The organism is Cupriavidus gilardii (assembly GCF_008801915.1).
In the GTDB taxonomy this organism is placed as follows: Bacteria; Pseudomonadota; Gammaproteobacteria; order Burkholderiales; family Burkholderiaceae; genus Cupriavidus; species Cupriavidus gilardii.
On the sequence record NZ_VZOV01000017.1, the window covers coordinates 1 to 17344 of the forward strand.

Annotated in this window: 14 protein-coding genes; 10 read left to right on the top strand and 4 right to left on the bottom strand. The window is 70.7% G+C overall.

The window, feature by feature from the left end; all coding sequences use genetic code 11:
• The 4 genes from F7Q96_RS18615 to F7Q96_RS18630 all read left to right on the top strand — a co-directional run.
• Positions 1–945, top strand: a 945-nt coding sequence (locus tag F7Q96_RS18615; protein ID WP_151023080.1) for a vWA domain-containing protein, incomplete at its 5' end; no start/stop codon positions are given.
• Positions 936–1472, top strand: coding sequence for a CoxG family protein (locus F7Q96_RS18620; RefSeq protein ID WP_053821067.1), 537 nt, complete (start codon positions 936–938; stop codon positions 1470–1472). The genes F7Q96_RS18615 and F7Q96_RS18620, both read left to right, overlap by 10 nt.
• The gene (locus F7Q96_RS18625; protein WP_053821066.1) at positions 1445–2473 is read left to right on the top strand and encodes an XdhC family protein; all 1029 of its coding nucleotides are present in this window, start codon (positions 1445–1447) and stop codon (positions 2471–2473) included. The genes F7Q96_RS18620 and F7Q96_RS18625 overlap by 28 nt, the downstream gene beginning before the upstream one ends.
• Positions 2455–3063 carry a nucleotidyltransferase family protein gene (locus F7Q96_RS18630; protein ID WP_053821065.1) on the top strand — a complete coding sequence of 203 codons (609 nt, stop codon included), beginning with the start codon at positions 2455–2457 and terminating at the stop codon, positions 3061–3063. The genes F7Q96_RS18625 and F7Q96_RS18630 overlap by 19 nt, the downstream gene beginning before the upstream one ends.
• A 159-nt stretch (positions 3064–3222) precedes the next feature.
• On the opposite strand, the gene otsA is transcribed toward F7Q96_RS18630, so the two are convergent.
• The 3 genes from otsA to otsB form a co-directional block, all read right to left on the bottom strand.
• Positions 3223–4614, bottom strand: a complete 1392-nt coding sequence (otsA, locus tag F7Q96_RS18635; RefSeq protein ID WP_006578994.1) for an alpha,alpha-trehalose-phosphate synthase (UDP-forming) — start codon at positions 4612–4614, stop codon at positions 3223–3225.
• A gap of 55 nt (positions 4615–4669) precedes the next feature.
• Positions 4670–6427 carry a glycoside hydrolase family 15 protein gene (locus F7Q96_RS18640; RefSeq protein WP_144425869.1) on the bottom strand — a complete coding sequence of 586 codons (1758 nt, stop codon included), beginning with the start codon at positions 6425–6427 and terminating at the stop codon, positions 4670–4672.
• 119 nt (positions 6428–6546) lie between these two features.
• Entirely contained in the window at positions 6547–7464 is a 918-nt protein-coding gene (gene otsB / locus F7Q96_RS18645; protein ID WP_053821061.1) for a trehalose-phosphatase, read from the bottom strand.
• Between the two features lie 334 nt (positions 7465–7798).
• Between otsB and ilvA the strand changes: the two genes are divergently transcribed.
• The 6 genes from ilvA (at position 7799) to F7Q96_RS18675 (ending at position 15663) form a co-directional block, all read left to right on the top strand.
• Complete coding sequence (gene ilvA / locus F7Q96_RS18650) at positions 7799–9337, top strand: threonine ammonia-lyase, biosynthetic (RefSeq protein WP_053821060.1); 1539 nt, start codon at positions 7799–7801, stop codon at positions 9335–9337.
• 73 nt (positions 9338–9410) lie between these two features.
• Positions 9411–10244 (top strand): NADPH-dependent 7-cyano-7-deazaguanine reductase QueF, encoded by an 834-nt coding sequence (gene queF, locus F7Q96_RS18655; RefSeq protein ID WP_053821059.1) that lies wholly within the window; start codon positions 9411–9413, stop codon positions 10242–10244.
• Positions 10245–10363: 119 nt separating this feature from the next.
• Positions 10364–11269, top strand: coding sequence for a TetR/AcrR family transcriptional regulator (locus F7Q96_RS18660; RefSeq protein WP_151023082.1), 906 nt, complete (start codon positions 10364–10366; stop codon positions 11267–11269).
• Positions 11270–11740: 471 nt separating this feature from the next.
• Entirely contained in the window at positions 11741–12769 is a 1029-nt protein-coding gene (locus F7Q96_RS18665; protein WP_053821058.1) for an ABC transporter ATP-binding protein, read from the top strand.
• Between the two features lie 44 nt (positions 12770–12813).
• A complete protein-coding gene (locus tag F7Q96_RS18670; protein WP_053821057.1) occupies positions 12814–13977 on the top strand; it encodes an ABC transporter permease in 1164 nt (387 codons plus the stop codon).
• Between the two features lie 84 nt (positions 13978–14061).
• Positions 14062–15663: an efflux transporter outer membrane subunit gene (locus F7Q96_RS18675; protein WP_053822974.1), complete on the top strand. Its 1602-nt coding sequence runs from the start codon at positions 14062–14064 to the stop codon at positions 15661–15663.
• Between the two features lie 33 nt (positions 15664–15696).
• Here the strand turns inward: F7Q96_RS18675 and F7Q96_RS18680 are convergent, their stop codons facing one another.
• Positions 15697–17055: an ankyrin repeat domain-containing protein gene (locus F7Q96_RS18680; RefSeq protein WP_053821056.1), complete on the bottom strand. Its 1359-nt coding sequence runs from the start codon at positions 17053–17055 to the stop codon at positions 15697–15699.
• Positions 17056–17344: the final 289 nt, after the last annotated feature.

Below are 17344 nucleotides of genomic sequence, written 5' to 3' on the forward strand. Positions count from 1 at the left end.
CGCGTCGAGGCCGGCGCGCCGCCGCCCCGCCGCAGCAACCGGCTCGCCGAGGCGCTGGCGGCGCGCGAGCCGCCGGCCGCGCAAGCGAAGCCGCCCGCGTCCCCCGCCGAGCAGCGCATCGGCGCGGTACTGACCTTCTCCGCGCAGGAGCGCCTGGCGCAGCGCGACTTCGACACGCTGTCGGCCGACGAATGGCGCGCGCTGCAGCATCTGATCCGCGCACGCCGCACGCATCTGGCGACCGAGCGCACGCGCCGCCTGCGCGCGGCCGCCCACGGCAGCCATGCCGACCTGCGCGCCAGCGCGCGGCTGGCGGTGCGACAGCACGGCGAATGGCTGCGCTGGAAATACCGCCGCCATGCCGAGCGGCGCCCGCCGCTGGTGCTGCTGCTCGATATCTCGGGATCGATGAGCCAGTATTCGCGCGCGGTGCTGTACTTCTGTCATGCCTTGATGCAATCGCGCGAGCGCCTGTCGGTGTTCCTGTTCGGCACGCGGCTGACCAATATCAGCCGGGCGCTGCGCGAGCGCGATCCCGACGATGCCGTTGAAACGATCGCGCAGCAGGTGCGCGACTGGGCCGGCGGCACGCGCATCGGCGCCGCGCTGTCGACCTTCAATCGCCAGTGGGCGCGCCGCACGCTGGGCGGCCGCGCCACCGTGCTGCTGGTCACCGACGGCCTCGATCACGAACGGATCGACCTGCTCGGCGGCGAAATGGCGCGCCTGCGGCGCTTCGCCCATCGCATCGTCTGGCTCAATCCGCTGCTGCGCTACGCGGGCTTCACGCCGCAGGCGCGCGGCGTGCAGGCGATCCTGCCGCATGTCGACGCGCTGCGTCCCGCCCACAACCTGGCCAGCCTGTTCGCGCTGGAATCGCTGCTCGCGGCGCCATCGGCGCGCCGGGCCAACAACGACAAGGAGAACCCCGCACCATGGAAATGACCCAAACCCACCGGCTGCCGGTGCCGCAGCAGGTCGCCTGGGAGGCGTTGAACGACACGGCCCTGCTCCAGCATTGCATTCCGGGATGTGAGAGTATCGAGCCCGACGGCGACAACGCCTACCTGCTGAGCATGACCGCCGCGGTCGGGCCGGTGAAGGCGAAGTTCAAGGGCCGGATGGCGCTGCAGGACATCCAGGCGCCGGACAGCTATACCATCGCGTTCGATGGCCAGGGCGGCGCGGCCGGCTTCGGCAAGGGCACCGCGAAGGTGCGGCTGGACCCGGACGGCGACGAGACGGTGCTGTCTTACACGGTGCAGGCGCAGGTCGGCGGCAAGATCGCACAGATCGGCTCGCGGCTGGTCGATGGTGCCGCCCGCAAGATGGCGGACACCTTCTTCACGCGCTTCTGCGAGGCGGTCAGCGGCGGCGCGTCGCCGGTGGATGAACCTTCTGCGGCCGATTCGGCCGAAGGCGAACAAACGAAACGGAAGCGATCATGGACAGCGTGGATCTCGAAGTCCTGAAAAGCAGCGTGCGGTGGACCGCCGAAGGCCACCGCACGCTGCTGGTCACGGTAGTCAGGACCTGGGGCTCGTCGCCCCGCCCCGAGGGCGCGATGCTGGCGGTGCGCGACGACGGGCTGGTGGTCGGCTCGGTGTCGGGCGGCTGCATCGAGGACGACATCATCGACCGCGTCCGGCGCGAGGGCATCGCGGCCCGTACGCCGGAGGCGATCAAGTACGGCATCAGCGCCGAGGAGGCGCACCGCTTCGGCCTGCCGTGCGGCGGCACCATCGAACTGGTGGCCGAACCGGTGACGGCCGACAGCGGCCTGGCCGAGCTGCTGGACGCCGTCGAGAACGGCCGGCTGGTGACCCGCACGCTCGACATGGCGACCGGCAAGGCCACGCTGGGCCCGGCCGAGGCCACCGACGGCCTGAGCTTCGACGGCCGCACGCTGGCCACCATCCATGGCCCGCGATACCGGATGCTGGTGATCGGCGCCGGCCAGCTGTCGAAGTACCTGTGCCAGATCGCGGTCGGCCTGGGCTTCCAGGTCACGGTCTGCGATCCGCGCGAGGAATACACCGAGACCTGGGACATTCCCGGCGTCACGATGGTGCACACCATGCCGGACGACACCGTGATCGAGATGAAGCTGGACGAGCGCTGCGCGGTGATCGCGCTGACGCATGATCCGAAGCTCGACGACCTCGCGCTGATGGAGGCGCTGCGCACGCGCGCGTTCTATGTCGGCGCGCTGGGCTCGCGCCGCAACAACCAGGCGCGGCGCGAGCGGCTCAAGGAATTCGATCTGAACGACGCGCAGCTGGCGCGGCTGCATGGGCCGGTCGGCATCTATATCGGCAGCCGCACGCCGCCGGAGATCGCGATCTCGATCCTGGCCGAGGTGGTCGCGGCGAAGAACCACGTGTCGCTGCCCGACATCCTGCAGGTCGAGGGCGCCAAGGCCGCGCGCGAACTCGCGGCCAACGAGGCCAGCGCATGCAGTCCGGGCCGCTGATCGACTCGGATCTGCCGGCCGGCATCCTGCTGGCGGCCGGCTTCGGCCGCCGCTTCGATTCAAGCGGCGCGCGCAACAAGCTGCTGCAGACGCTGCCGGACGGGCGCACCGTGGCGTGGCACAGCGCCCGCACGCTGGCCACCGCGTTGCCCGGCGCGATCGCCGTGGTGCGGCCGGGACAGCCGCAGCTGGAACGGGAATTGAGCGAGGGCGGCTGCACGGTGCTGGCCTGCGCGCGCGCCGAGGCCGGCATGGGCGCGGCGCTGGCGGCGGCGGTAGAGGCCCGCGCGGACGCACGCGGATGGCTGGTGGCGCTGGCCGACATGCCGTGGCTGCCGGTCGAACTGGCGCGCGCGGTGGCGCTGAGCATCGTCACGCCGGAGGCCAGCGCCGAAGCGATCGCCGCGCCGTGGCGCGACGGCCGGCGCGGCCACCCGGTGGCATTCGGCCCCGCCTGGCGCGACGCGCTGCTGCGGCTGGACGGCGACGAGGGCGCCCGCGCGCTGCTGCAGGGCCGGGCGGTAACGCGCATCCTGACCGATCACGACGGCGCGTTCCGGGATATCGATACGCCAGAGGATCTGCATTGACTGGCGGCGGCTGAACGCGCGCCGCCTGCCCTCTCCCCCGACCCCTCTCCCGCGAGCGGGAGAGGGGAGAAAATCCCGCTCGCCGCCCGCTTCCCTATTGGGTTCTCCCTCTCCCCCTCAGGGGCAGAGGGCTGGGGAGAGGGAGGCGGTTTCCCTCGATCACCCCTGATCGCTCTCCGCCAGACTCCGGAGGTATTCGCGGCTCCACCAGTGCACGTCCTGGGCGCGGATGTTCTCGAGCAGCTTCTGATGCCGGCTCTGCCGCTCGGCCAGCGGCATGTGCAGCGCCTGCTGGATCGCCTGCGCGGTGCCCTGGATATCGTAGGGATTGACCAGCAGCGCTTCCTTCAGCTGCTCGGCGGCGCCGGCAAAGCGCGACAGCACCAGTACGCCGGGATCGTCCGGGTCCTGCGCGGCGATATATTCCTTGGCGACCAGGTTCATGCCGTCGCGCAGCGGCGTCACCAGCGCGACGCGCGCCGCGCGGCACAGTCCCGGCAGGCGGCGGCGCGACGTGGTGCGGTGGATATAGCGGATCGGCATCCAGTCCAGTTCGCCGTACTCGCCGTTGATCGCCCCCGACATGCCTTCGAGCTGGCGCCGCAGATCGGCATAGGCGTCGACCGATTCGCGCGACGGCGCGGCGATCTGGATCAGCGTGGCGCTCGAACGGTTCTCGGGATACTGCGCCAGCAGCGCCTGGAACGCCTTCAACCGCTCCGGCAGCCCCTTCGAATAGTCCATCCGGTCCACACCGAGCAGCAGCCGCCGGCGCGCGTACTGGCCCATCATCATCTCGTAGGTTTCCTGCGCCTCGTGGCCCTTGCCCAGCGACACGAACTCGTCGACGTCGATGCCGATCGGAAACGCCTGCGCCCGCACGGTGCGATGGAAGGCGCGGTAGCGGTGATCGCCCATCGGCTCGGCGCCCGCCTCGGACTGCGCGTAGCGCGCAAAGTGCTCGAGGTCGGCCTGGCTCTGGAAGCCGATCAGGTCATAGGCGAACAGCGCGCGCATCAGCCATTCGTGCTGCGGGATCGTCGTCAGGATCGGCGGCGGCGGCAGCGGGATATGCAGGAAGAAGCCGATGCGCTGGCCGCATCCCATCGCCCGCAGTTCCGCCGCCAGCGGAATCAGGTGATAGTCGTGGATCCAGATCATGTCGTCCGGCCGCAGCAGCGGCGCCAGCTTGCGTGCGAACAGCTGGTTGACGCGGCGGTAGACGTTCAGATGGCCGGCGTCGAAATCGGCCAGATCGACGCGGTAGTGGAACACCGGCCACAGCACGCCATTGCTGTAGCCGAGGTAGTAGGCGTCGTGGTCCTCGCGGCTCAGGTCGACCGTGGCCAGCGTCACGTCGCCGGCATGCTGCAGATGCAGTTCGCCTTCTCCGGGCGTGCCACCCTGCGCGGTCTCGACGACCCGGCCGCTCCAGCCGAACCACAGCCCGCCGGTGGCATTCAGCGTTTCGCCGAGCGCCACCGCCAGTCCGCCGGCGGCGGCATTGCGGGGGTCGGCGACGCGGTTGGATACCGCTACCAGTCTTGACATAGGCCTCCTGTGTGGCGGCGCGCCGGCGCGCGCCTCCCGGTGAATCGGGGCCGGCTCAGATCACCGCGTCCCATGGCGACGACAGGCGCATCGCGCCGTTGATCAGGCCGACCATCGAATAGGTCTGCGGGAAATTGCCCCACATCTCGCCGGTGACCGGATGCGTGTCTTCGGACAGCAGGCCGAGCGGATTGCGCGCGGCCAGCATCGCCTCGAAGATCTCGCGTGCCTGTTCCTTGCGGCCGATACGCGCCAGCGCATCGATCCGCCAGAAGGTGCAGATATTGAAGGCGGTCTCGGGCTTGCCGAAGTCGTCCGGCGCCTCGTAGCGGCGCATGTACGGACCATCGCACAGCACCTCTTCCAGCCGTTCGATCGTCGCGACGAAGCGTGCGTCGCGCGGATCGATGAAGCCGACCTCGGCCATCAGCAGCACGCTGGCGTCGAGCTCGCGCCCGCCGAAGCTCTCGGCGAAGGCCTGGCGTTCCTCGCTCCACGACTCGCGCAGGATGCGCTCGCGCATCGTTTCCGCATGCTTGCGCCAGTAGGCCGCGCGCGACGGCAGCTGCAGCTTGTCGCCGATCTTGGCGAGCCGGTCGCAGGCGGCCCAGCTCATCAGCGCCGATGACGTATGCACCCTTGCGCGGGTGCGCAGCTCCCACATGCCGGCATCGGGCGTGCCGAACACGCGCACCGCCTGCTCGCCGACCTGCTCCAGCACGCGGTATTCGGCGGGGCCGCCGCGATGCAGCAGCCGGTGGTCGTGGAAGGCCTGCGCGGCGCCGAGCACCACATTGCCGTAGACGTCGTGCTGGAAGTGTTCCTGCGCCTGGTTGCCGACCCGCACCGGACCCATGCCGCGGTAGCCCGCGACATGGTCGAGCACGCTCTCGGGCAGCTCGCGTTCGAGGCCGATGCCGTACAGCGGCTGGATATGGCCGTCCTTGGACTGCATCACCACATTGGACATCCAGCGCAGATAGTCTTCCATCGTGCCGACTTCGGACAGGCTGTTCAGCGCGCGGATCACGAAGAAGGCATCGCGCAGCCAGCAGAAGCGATAGTCCCAGTTGCGGCCGCTGTGCGGCGCTTCCGGAATGCTGGTCGTCATCGCGGCGACGATCGCGCCGGTCTCCTCGTACAGCGACATCTTCAGCGTGATGGCGGCGCGGATCACCGCGTCCTGCCATTCGCGCGGCACCGCCAGCCGGCGCGTCCACAGCTTCCAGTACGAGATGGTCTCCTGCTCGAAGTCGCGCGCGGTCTCGTCGACGCCATGTTGCAGCGTCTCGTCGGGGCCGAGGATGAAGTTCATGCCCTGCGTGACCAGGAACGGCGTGTTGGCCATCACATAAGTCAGCGGCGCGTCGGTGGTCATCCGCAGCGTCATGTCGTCGCCGATGAAGCGGACATGGCTGCTGCCGCGCGAGGTCTGCGGCTTCGTGCGGCCCCAGTTGAAGCGCGGCGCGATCGAGACGCGCACGCGCGGCGCGCCCTTGACCGGGCGGATCCGCCGCACCAGCGTCAGCGGGCGGAAATAGCGGCCGAGGCGGAAAAAGCGCGGCGCGAAATCGGTGATTTCCAGGCAGTTGCCGTGGCGGTCGGTCAGCCGCGTGCGCAGCACCGCGGTGTTCGGCTCGTACCATTGGCGCGACTCGGCGAAGTCCTCGATCTCGATCGAGAAATGGCCTGCGTTCTCGCTGGGGTCGAGCAGCGCGTTGAAGACAGGATCGCCATCGAAGCGCGGCAGGCAGCACCAGACGATGCGGCCGCGCGAGTCGACCAGCGCGGAGAACGCGCAATTGCCGATCATGCCCAGCGATAGCGAAGGCGGGCAATATCGCCCGCCCTGCTGTGTGCCGTCGCTGTTGATCTCGTCGGCGCGGTTGCGCGCTACGCCGGATTCGGGCTGACTCACGAACTTCCCCCTTGTCAGGATGAGGTGGTGGACGCGGATGGATTGGCGCCGGTGCCGGACGGGCCTGCGGCGGCCGCGGCGACGGGCGTGGTCTCGGACGAGATGCCGGACGTGCTCTCGGACGTAGTGCCGGACGGTGTATCGGTGCCGGTGTCGCGACCGCTCGCGGCGGCATGCGGGGCCGGCGCCGTGCCGGCCCGGCCGCTTTCGAGCGCCCTGGCGCTGCGATGCAGCCAGGCGCGCAGGTCCGCCGGCGCCGGCACGCTGACGGTGGCGGCGCTCTGCCGCTGGCCGACCAGCACGCCGACCCCGCCCAGATGGGCGACCATCGCGAAGCCATCCTCGTCGGTCACGTCGTCGCCGGCGAAGATCGGCATGCGGCCCGCAAACGGCGGCGAGCGCATGATCAGTTCGACCGCACTGCCCTTGGTGACACCGGCCGGCTTGACCTCGACCACCATCTTGCCGTGGAGCATTTCCAGTCCGCTGACATCGCCCAGCGCCTGGGCGACCTGCTCGCGCACCAGCATTTCGAGTTCGGGCGCCGCGCGGTAATGCACCGCCAGCGCCATCGGCTTGCGCTCGAGCCGCAGCCCGGGATGGGCCTGGGCAAAATCCTCGAGCCGGCGGTGCAGCCGGTCCAGATCAGGGGCCGGGACCTCGAGCCGCCGGCCCTCGGCGTCGCGCAGTTCGGCGCCGTGCACGCCTGCCGTGGGCAGTTGCAGCGGCGCAAGAAAGGCGTCGAGTTCGGCGATGGTGCGCCCCGATACGATCGCGACCGCGCCGCTCAGCTGCCGGTGCAGCGTGCGCAGCGTTCCCACCAGTCCCGCCTCGACCTGCACGAGCTCCGGGCGTGGCGCCAGGTCGGCCAGCGTGCCGTCGAAGTCGAGGAATAGCGCGTTATCGGGATCGATCAGCGGAAGGGATGACATCGCTGCACACCGTATCACGATAGCTTGACGAGCGTCCACCGGGCGGCGTCCTACAAGGCGGATGCGTCACCAGCGCACCCGCCAGGCCGCCGGCTGCACTGCGGCGGTGCGACACGCCCGCGTGGCGTGCATCGTCTTCCGCCACCATGGGCCATGCGGACCCGGCGCCGCCCGATCCTTTATCATTAGCGGTTTCCCGAATGCCAGGGCCGATGCCCAGGGCGGCGCGGACATGACGCGCCGCGACCCCGAGCCGCCCCCTGCGCCCCGCTTCGCGGCGCCGGCCCTTCGCCTTCTTCCGTCCATCCAATCCGGCCCCGCGCCGGTCGTCGACATGACCCGCAAGACAGCCAGCAAACCCGACTACCTGAAGAAGATCCTGACCGCCAAGGTGTACGACGTGGCGCAGGAGACCGAGCTGACCTACGCCCGCGAACTGTCGGCGCGAATCGGCAACGGGGTCTGGTTCAAGCGCGAGGACACCCAGCCGGTGTTCTCGTTCAAGCTGCGCGGCGCCTACAACAAGATGGCCTCGCTGACCGCCGACGAACTGAAGCGCGGCGTGATCGCCGCCTCCGCGGGCAACCACGCGCAGGGCGTCGCGCTGGCCGCCGCGCGGATGGAATGCAAGGCCATCATCGCGATGCCGGTGACCACGCCGCAGGTCAAGATCGACGCGGTGCGCAAGCACGGCGGCAAGTGGGTGCAGGTGGTGCTGCACGGCGAATCGTACAGCGACGCCTACCAGCACGCCGCCGAACTGCAGCGCAAGCACAAGCTGACCTTCATCCATCCGTTCGACGATCCCGAGGTGATCGCCGGCCAAGGCACCGTCGCCATGGAAATCCTGCGCCAGCACCCGGGCCCGATCCACGCGGTGTTCGTCGCGATCGGCGGCGGCGGCCTGATCGCCGGCGTGGCGTCGTACATCAAGGCGGTGCGCCCCGAGATCAAGGTGATCGGCGTGCAGACGGTCGATTCCGATGCGATGAAGCGCTCGATCGACGCCGGCAAGCGCGTCGAGCTGAAGGACGTGGGCCTGTTCTCGGACGGCACCGCGGTCAAGCTGGCCGGCAAGGAGACCTTCCGCATCGCGCGCGAGCTGGTCGACGAGATCGTGCTGGTCGATACCGATGCGCTGTGCGCCGGCGTCAAGGACGTGTTCCAGGACACGCGCAGCATCCTGGAGCCCTCGGGCGCGCTGGCCGTCGCCGGCCTGAAGGCGTATGCCGAGCGCGAGAAGCTCAAGGGCAAGAACCTGGTGGCGATCGCCTCGGGCGCCAACATGAACTTCGACCGCCTGCGCTTCGTCGCCGAACGTGCCGAGGTCGGCGAGGCGCGCGAGGCGGTGTTCGCGGTGACCATTCCGGAAGAGCGCGGCAGCTTTCGCCGCTTCTGCGAACAGCTGGGCACGCGCAACGTGACCGAGTTCAACTACCGGATCGCCGACAACCAGCTCGCGCATATCTTCGTCGGCGTGCAGATCGGCAGCCGCGCCGAAAGCGACAAGATCGCCGCGGCCTTCCGCCGCCACGGCTTTGCCGCGCTGGACCTGTCGAACGACGAACTGGCCAAGCAGCACATCCGCTATATGGTCGGCGGCCATTCGGCGCTGGCGCAGGACGAGCTGCTGTACCGCTTCGAATTTCCCGAGCGCCCCGGCGCGCTGATGAAATTCCTGTCGAGCATGAGCCCGAACTGGAACATCAGCCTGTTCCACTACCGCAACCAGGGCGCCGACACGTCGAACATCCTGGTCGGCATCCAGGTGCCGAAGAACGAGAAGCGCGAATTCAAGGCCTTCCTTGCCACGCTCGGTTACTTACACTGGGAAGAAACCGACAACCCCGTCTACAAGCTGTTCCTGGCGTGACGGCCTGCGACGCGCCGCCGAACCGCCCGCACCTTTGCGAACCTCTGCATCGCGGAACCCGACAGGAGTCCTCATGACCGTGCCCGAACATTCGCCGCTGGGCAAAGTCTCGGCCTACAAGACCGAGTACGACGCCAGCCTGCTGTTTCCGATCCCGCGCGCGCCCAAGCGCGCCGAGATCGGCCTGCCCGAAGGCCGCGCGGTGCCGTTCTTCGGCGTGGACATCTGGAATGCCTACGAGCTGTCCTGGCTCAATCCGAAGGGCAAGCCCCAGGTCGCGCTGGCGAGCTTCATCATTCCGGCCGACACGCCGAACATCATCGAATCGAAATCGTTCAAGCTGTACCTGAACAGCTTCAACCAGACCCGGCTCGAATCGCCCGAGGCGCTGCAGCAGCTGCTGCGCCAGGACCTGTCCGAAGCGACCGGCGGCGCGGTGCAGGTGCGGCTGACCGCCGAACCGGACTTCGCCCGCCAGCAGATGGGCGAGCTCGACGGCCTGCTGCTGGACCGGCTCGATATCGAGACCGATATCTACGAGCCGGCGCCACAGCTGCTGCGCGCCGACCAGGAAGAGACGCCGGTCGAGGAGACGCTGGTCTCGCATCTGCTGAAGTCGAACTGCCTGGTCACCGGCCAGCCCGACTGGGGCAGCGTGCAGATCCGCTATGTCGGCGCGCCGATCGACCAGGAGGGGCTGCTGAAGTATCTGATCTCGTTCCGCAACCACAACGAGTTCCACGAGCAGTGCGTCGAGCGCATCTTCATGGACGTGCTGCGCCAGTGCAAGCCGGTCAAGCTGGCGGTCTATGCCCGCTATACGCGGCGCGGCGGCCTCGACATCAACCCGTTCCGCACCAACTTCAACACGCCGTGGCCGGATAACCGGCGCAACGCGCGGCAGTAACCCCCAAGGCAAGGCAAGGCCAGGCCGGCGTGCGCGCGACAGCGCAACGCCGGCTTCTTTGTAACAGGCCTTGAATTAATTAATGTGCCAATTAATATCCAGCGAACGAGATCCCGACCATGACCGCCCGCCGCTCCCGCTCCTCCACCGCTTCCGCTGCCGCCCTGCCCGCTTCACCGCAGGAAGGCGCCCCGCTGCGCCGCCCTGGGCGTCCGGGGCGCAGCGCCGCAGCGGTCAAGGGCCTCGGCAGCGCGCCGGCGCGCGGACCGGGGCGCGCGCTTGCCGCCGAAGACCAGCGCGAGCGCCTGCTCGACGCCGCCGTCACGCTGTTTGCCGAGCACGGCATCGCGGCGACCCAGGTCAAGGCCATCGCGGCCCCGGCCGGCGTGACGCCGGCGCTGGTCCACTACTACTTCGGCGACCGCGGCCGCCTGCTCGATGCGGTCGCCGAGGAACGGCTGGGGCCGCTGGTCGACCGCGTGTTTGCGCCGGCCGGGCCCGATGATGCCAATGGCAGTGCCAATGCCAAGGCCGGCGACGCAGCCGCCGACATGGCCGCCGGCCCCGCCGCGCTGCTGGCCTGCATTGCCGAGCGGCTGATCCGTGCGGCCGTCGCCACGCCGTGGTTTCCGGCGTTGTGGGTGCGCGAGATCGTCACCGGCGAGGGCCAGCTGCGCGAACGCGTGATGCAGCGCTTCGGCCTGCAGCGGCTGGGCGTCGTGGTCGCCGCGCTGAGCGCCGCGCGCGAGCGCGGCCGCATCGATGCCGCGCTCGCGCCGCCGCTGCTGATGGTCTCGGTGATCGGGCTGGCGCTGCTGCCGCTAGCGACCGGCCACATCTGGCGGCGTCTGCCCGGCGCCGATGCCGTCGATGTCGACGCCATGGTCGCGCATGCGCGCGCGCTGCTGACGCATGGCATCCGGCCCGCGGAACGCCCCTCTACCGACGCATCTACCCACCCTTCTGCGCTCCCCGAGGCGCCGCCCACCGATCACCGCAAGGGCCGCTCCGCCGGTCGCCGCTGACCGCCACCGACCCACCCAGCCGCCATGCCCGCCGCTCACTTACCGCAGATCGATTGCCACCCACCCGCATCGCCTCCGGCAGCGCGATGGAGCGCGCGGTCCCGGGCTGGCGCGCTGGCGGCGGCGCTGGTGCTGTCCGGCTGCGGCGACCCGCCGCCCGCGCGCTGGCAGGGCTATGTCGAAGGCGAGTTCGTCCATCTCGCCTCGCCGTTTGCCGGACGGCTGGAGCGGCTGAACGTCGAGCGCGGCCAGCAGGTCGCCGCCGGCGCGCCGCTGTTCGCGCTGGAGACCGACGAAGAATCGACCGCCCGCGCGCAGGCGGTGGCCCAGCTCGACGCCGCGCAGGCCGAGCTCGCCGATCTGCAGACCGGCCGGCGGCCCCCGGAGATCGACGCCGTCCGCGCGCAACTGGCGCAGGCCGAGGCCGCGGCGCAGCGCAGCGCCGGCAGCGCCGGCCAGCGGAGCACGCCGATGAACGGCACCGTGCCAGCCGGCACTTCGGCGGCCGAGCGCGGCGCGCCCGAACTGGCGATCGACGTGCACGACCTCGGCAAGCGCTTCGGCGACAAGCAGGTGGTCGACGGCCTGACGCTGCAGGTGCGCCGCGGCGAGATCTTCGGCTTCCTCGGCCCCAACGGCAGCGGCAAGACCACGTCGATCCGCATGATGTGCGGGCTGCTGACGCCCGACGCCGGCCATGGCACCTGCCTGGGCTTCGATATCCTGCGCGACAGCGCGCAGATCAAGCGCCGCGTCGGCTATATGACGCAGAAATTCTCGTACTGGGAAGACCTGTCGATCCGCGAGAACCTCGACTTCGTCGCGCGCGTCTACGGCGTGCCCGATCGCAAGGCGGCGGTCGAGCGGGCGCTGGACGGACTGGGGCTGGCCAGCCGCGCGCGCCAGCTCGCCGGCGCGCTGTCGGGCGGCTGGAAGCAGCGGCTGGCGCTGGCCGCCTGCCTGCTGCACGAACCCGAGCTGCTGCTGCTCGACGAGCCGACCGCCGGCGTCGATCCGAAGGCGCGCCGCGATTTCTGGGAGCAGCTGCATCGGCTCGCCGCCCACGGCATCTCGGTGCTGGTCAGCACGCACTACATGGACGAGGCCGAGCGCTGCCACAAGCTGGCCTATATCGCCTACGGCAAGTTGCTGGCGCAGGGCACCGCCGAGCAGGTGGTCGCGGCGCAGGGCCTGTCGACGTGGTCGGTCGAAGGCGGCGACCTGAACGCGCTGTCGCGCCGGCTCGCCGACGAGCCGGCCGTCGAGCAGACCGTCGTGTTCGGCAACGCGCTGCACGTGACCGGCCGCGACGCCTCGGCGCTGGAAGCCACGCTGCGGCGGCTGGCCGGCGAGGGCCGGCATCGGATCGCGCCGGTGGACACCAGCCTGGAGGACGTGTTCATCCACATGATGAACCGGGCGGACGACAACATGCGGGCCGACAACAAGCTGCGCGCCGGTGAGAGGGCCGCCGGCCCTACGCGGAGGGCCGGACCGTGAGTGGCGATGCAAGGGCCGATGCGAGCGGCGATGCGAGAGGCCATGTGAAAGGCGAACGGCGCGCCGGCGACGAGCGCCTCGGCTTCTCGCTGCGGCGCTGGTGGAGCATCGTGCTGAAGGAGTTCCTGCAGCTGCGCCGAGACCGCGTGACCTTCGGCATGATCGTCGGGCTGCCGGTGCTGCAGCTGCTGCTGTTCGGCTTCGCCATCAATACCGATCCGCGCCAGCTGCCGACCGGCGTGATCGCCGCGGACCACAGCGAATTCACCCGCTCGCTGGTCGCCAGCATGCAGGCTTCGCGCTATTTCCGCGTGGTCGGCACGCTGCCCGACGAGGCCGCGGGGCGCGAGGCGCTGATGCGCGGCGAGCTGCAGTTCGTCGTCACCATTCCGCCCGACTTCACGCGCCGGCTGCTGCGCGGCGAGCGGCCCGCGGTGCTGGTCGAGGCCGACGCCACCGATCCGTCGGCGACCGGCGCCGCGCTGGCGGCGCTGTCGCAGATGCCGGTCGCGGTCGCCGACAAGGACCTGAAGGGCCCGCTGGCTCCGCTCGCCGGCGGCAAGCCCGCCTTCGACGTGCAGGTGCACCGGCTCTACAACCCCGAGGGGTTGACCCAGTACAACATCGTGCCGGGCCTGATGGGCGTGATCCTGTCGATGACGATGGTGATGATGACCGGCTTGGCGATGACGCGCGAACGCGAGCGCGGCACGATGGAAAACCTGCTCGCCACGCCGGTGCGCCCGCTCGAGGTGATGAGCGGCAAGATCGTGCCCTATGTCTTCATCGGCCTGATCCAGAGCACCATCATCCTGCTGGCGGCGCGCTGGGTCTTCGGCGTGCCCTTCGTCGGCTCGGTGATCGCCGTCTACCTGGCCGCGCTGCTGTTCATCGCCGCCAACCTGACGGTCGGCATCACGCTGTCGTCGCTGGCGCAGAACCAGCTGCAGGCGATGCAGCTGACCTTCTTCTACTTCCTGCCCGGCATCCTGCTGTCGGGCTTCATGTTCCCGTTCCAGGGCATGCCGCAGTGGGCGCAGGCGATCGGCAACCTGCTGCCGATGACCTACTTCCATCGGATGATCCGCGGCATCCTGCTCAAGGGCAGCGGCTGGGCCGAGCTCTGGCCCAATGTCTGGCCGCTGCTGCTGTTCACCGCGGTGGTGATGGCGATCGCGGTGCGCTTCTACCGCCGGACGCTCGATTGAGGCCGGTGAGGCCATGACCGCCGCCGCGACGGTGACGAGCGACCGATGCGCTCGCCCCACCTGGATGCCTGCGAGGAGATTGCGATGACCCTGTCCGCGTTCCGATGCAAAGGGCTGGCGCCGTTGGCCGGCGCCGCCGCACTGCTGGCCGGCTGCGCGGTCGGCCCCGACTTCGTCGCACCGCCCGCGCCGGAAGGCGCGCGCCATGGCGCCGCGCCCTTGCCTTCGACGACGATGTCCGCGCCGGCACCGCACGGCCAGGCGCAGCGCCTGGTCGATGGCGCCGACGTGCCGGCGCAATGGTGGTCGCTGTTCGGCAGCCCCGCGCTCGATGGCGCGATCCGCACCGCGCTGGCCAACAGCCCGACGCTGGCCCAGGCGCAGGCCAGCCTCGAGCGCGCGCAGCACGACTACGCGGCCGCGGCCGGCATCGCGCAGTGGCCCGCGATCGATGCGCGGCTCGACGCCGCCCGCCAGCAGGTCAATATCGAATCGATGGGCATCACCGCCTTTCCCAGTCCCCCGCCGTTCACGCTGTACGGCGCGTCGGTGCGGGTCTCCTATGTGCTGGACCTGTTCGGCGCGCAGCGGCGCGAACTCGAAGGCCTGCGCGCGGCGGTCGACTTCCAGCGCTTCGAGCTCGAGGCGGCGCGGCTGTCGCTCGCGGCCAATGTCGCCACTGCCGCCATCCGCGAGGCCAGCCTGCGCGCGCAGATCGAAGACACCGAGGCGCTGATCGACGCGCAGCGGCGGCAACTGGCGATCGTCGAACAAGGGGTCGCGCTGGGCGGCACTGCGAGGGTCGAGGCAGAGCGCCAACGCGGCGAGCTGGCGCAAACCGAAGCGCTGCTGCCGGGCCTGACGAGGCAACTGGCGGCGACGCGCCATCAGTTGGCGGTCTATCTCGGATTGCCGCCGGCGGCGGCGGCGGACCCGGGCGCCGAGAGCGAGCGAGGGCCGGCCGGCGCCACCGCAAACGCCAACGCCGACGCCGACGCCGTGCCGGTATTCCGCCTTGCCGAACTGCGGCTGCCCGACGCCTTGCCGGTCAGCCTGCCGTCGACGCTGGCGCGGCGGCGTCCCGATATCCGCGCGGCCGAGGCGCTGCTGCATCGGGCCAGCGCCGATATCGGCGTCGCCACCGCCAACCTGTATCCGAGCCTGACGCTGTCGGCGAGCGCGGGCACGCAATCGCGCACGGGCGGCGATCTGTTCGATCACCTCAATGTCTGGAATGTCGCCGCGGGACTGGTGCAGCCGGTGTTTCGCGGCGGCGCGCTGCGGGCGCGGCAACGCGCCGCGCAGGCGGCCTATCGGCAGGCGCTGGCGGCGCACCGGCAGGCGGTGCTGCAGGGGCTGCGCGAGGTCGCCGATGCGCTGCAGGCGCTGCACAGCGATGCCGCGACGCTGCGCGCGCGGGCCGAGGCGGCCCGGCGCGCCGCCTCGACGCTGGCCATCGTCACCGAGCAGTACCGGCTGGGCGGCGTCAGCCAGCTGGCGCTGATCGACGCGCAGCGCCAGCATCGCGAGACCACGCTGGCGCTGACGCGCGCCAGCGCCGACCGTCTGGCGGATTCCGCCGCGCTGCTGCAGGCCCTGGGCGGCGGCTGGTGGCAGGCCGAGGCGGAAACCGACGGCGCGCCGCAGGGCCGGGCCGCCGCCCCGGCAACGACGGCCTTGCGCTGAATCCCGGCCCCGGCGCTCGCGTCGGGCCTTCGCTCAGACTAGTGACCGCGGCGCCAGCAGCGCGGCGACGTCGCGCTGTCCCGCGGACTGCGCCAGCGTCAGCGCGGTGTGCCCCTTCGCATTGCGCAGCTGCGCATTGGCGCCGGCATCGAGCAGCAGTCCAACCACGCCGGCATCACCGGACCGTGCGGCAACCATCAGCGCCGTCATGCCATGCTGATCGGCCGCGTCGACGCTGGCGCCGGCCTGCAGCAGCAAGGTCACCGTGCGCGCGCGTACGGCGGGGGACCGCCCCAGCTCGTCGCTGCCGACCGCCAGCAGCAGCGGCGTGCGCATCGCGGCGTTGCGCTGCTGGATGCCATCGCCGGCGCCATGCATCACCAGCATCGCCACCACCTCCGGATGCAGCGCCGCGGCCGCGTAGTGCAGCGGCGTCCAGCCTTCGGCCTGGCGCGCGCGCGGATCGGCGCCGGCTGCCAGCAGCGTCGCCGCCACGTCGGCATGGCCGTAGACCGTGGCGCGCATCAGCGGCGTGCGGCGCGCGGCGTCGCGGCTGTCGACGGCCGCACCATGCGCAAGCAGCAGCGCCACGGCCTCGCGCTGGCCGAAGGTGGCGGCGCGCGCCAGCGGCGTCTCGCCGTCCGGGAAGGAAGCCAGGTCGACCAGCCATGCGCCGTGCGGCTGCGCCGCCGCGATCAGCTCGCGCATCGCCGCCAGCTGGCCGCGTCCGGCGGCGATGGCCAGCGCCCCGTGGCCGCGCGGCGACAGCGGCAGCGACAACGATTCGGGGCGCGCCAGCCACGGCCTCAGTTGCCCGATGTCGCCGCTGCCGGCGGCGTGCGCCAGTTCGTCGGTGCCGCTGCTTGCGAGCCAGTCGAGATAGTCCGCCACCAGTTCCCCGATGGTCGCCGTCAGTGCCGCGTCGCCTGCCAGCGCACCGCCGTCCGCCAGCGGCGCCACTGCCACCGGCGGCCGACGATCGGCATTGCGGGCCGACAGCGCCAGCTTCGCGGCGTGCATGCCCTGCTGCTCGAGCTGGCGCAGCAGCGCACGCACCAGCTGCGGCGCGGACGGCCGGATCCGGAAAGCCAGATGCAGCGCGGTATCGCCGTCGGCGTTGGTCAGCGCGGGATCGGCGCCGTGCCGCAGCAGCGCTTCGACCGTCTTCAGCTCGCCGCCGGCCAGCAGCGCCCGATGCAGCGCGGTATTGCCACCGGGGTCCGGCAAGCGCAACAGCGCGGGCTGGGCGCCGGCGAGCGTATCGACCGCCGCCGCGTCGCCGCGCGCGATGGCCGCATGCAGGTCGGCGACCGCCGCCGCTTCGACGGTCGGTGCGCCGCCCGGCGCGCCGGCAGGCTTGGCGTCGATGAAACTCCTGGTTGGTAGCACCATGCGTGTTCTCCTGGCATTTGGGATGGGCGCCGCGCAGGGTCGCGGCACCGATTGCCAGCCGGGTGCCGAGGAGGCGGGCTGGCGGCGTGAGGGGCGGCGGTGGGCTGGCGGATCGCTGCGGGTGGCTGCCGATGGCTCGTCATGGCCGGCGGCCGCCGGGCTGCCTGCGGAATTCCGGAGGCCGAGCGGTATGCCGCTCGACCGGACGCGCCCACCGCCGGCGCGGCCATGCTATGAGGCCCGGCAGGCGGAGTCTTCTCGAAAACACCCGGAATCTGTGCAAAGGGGC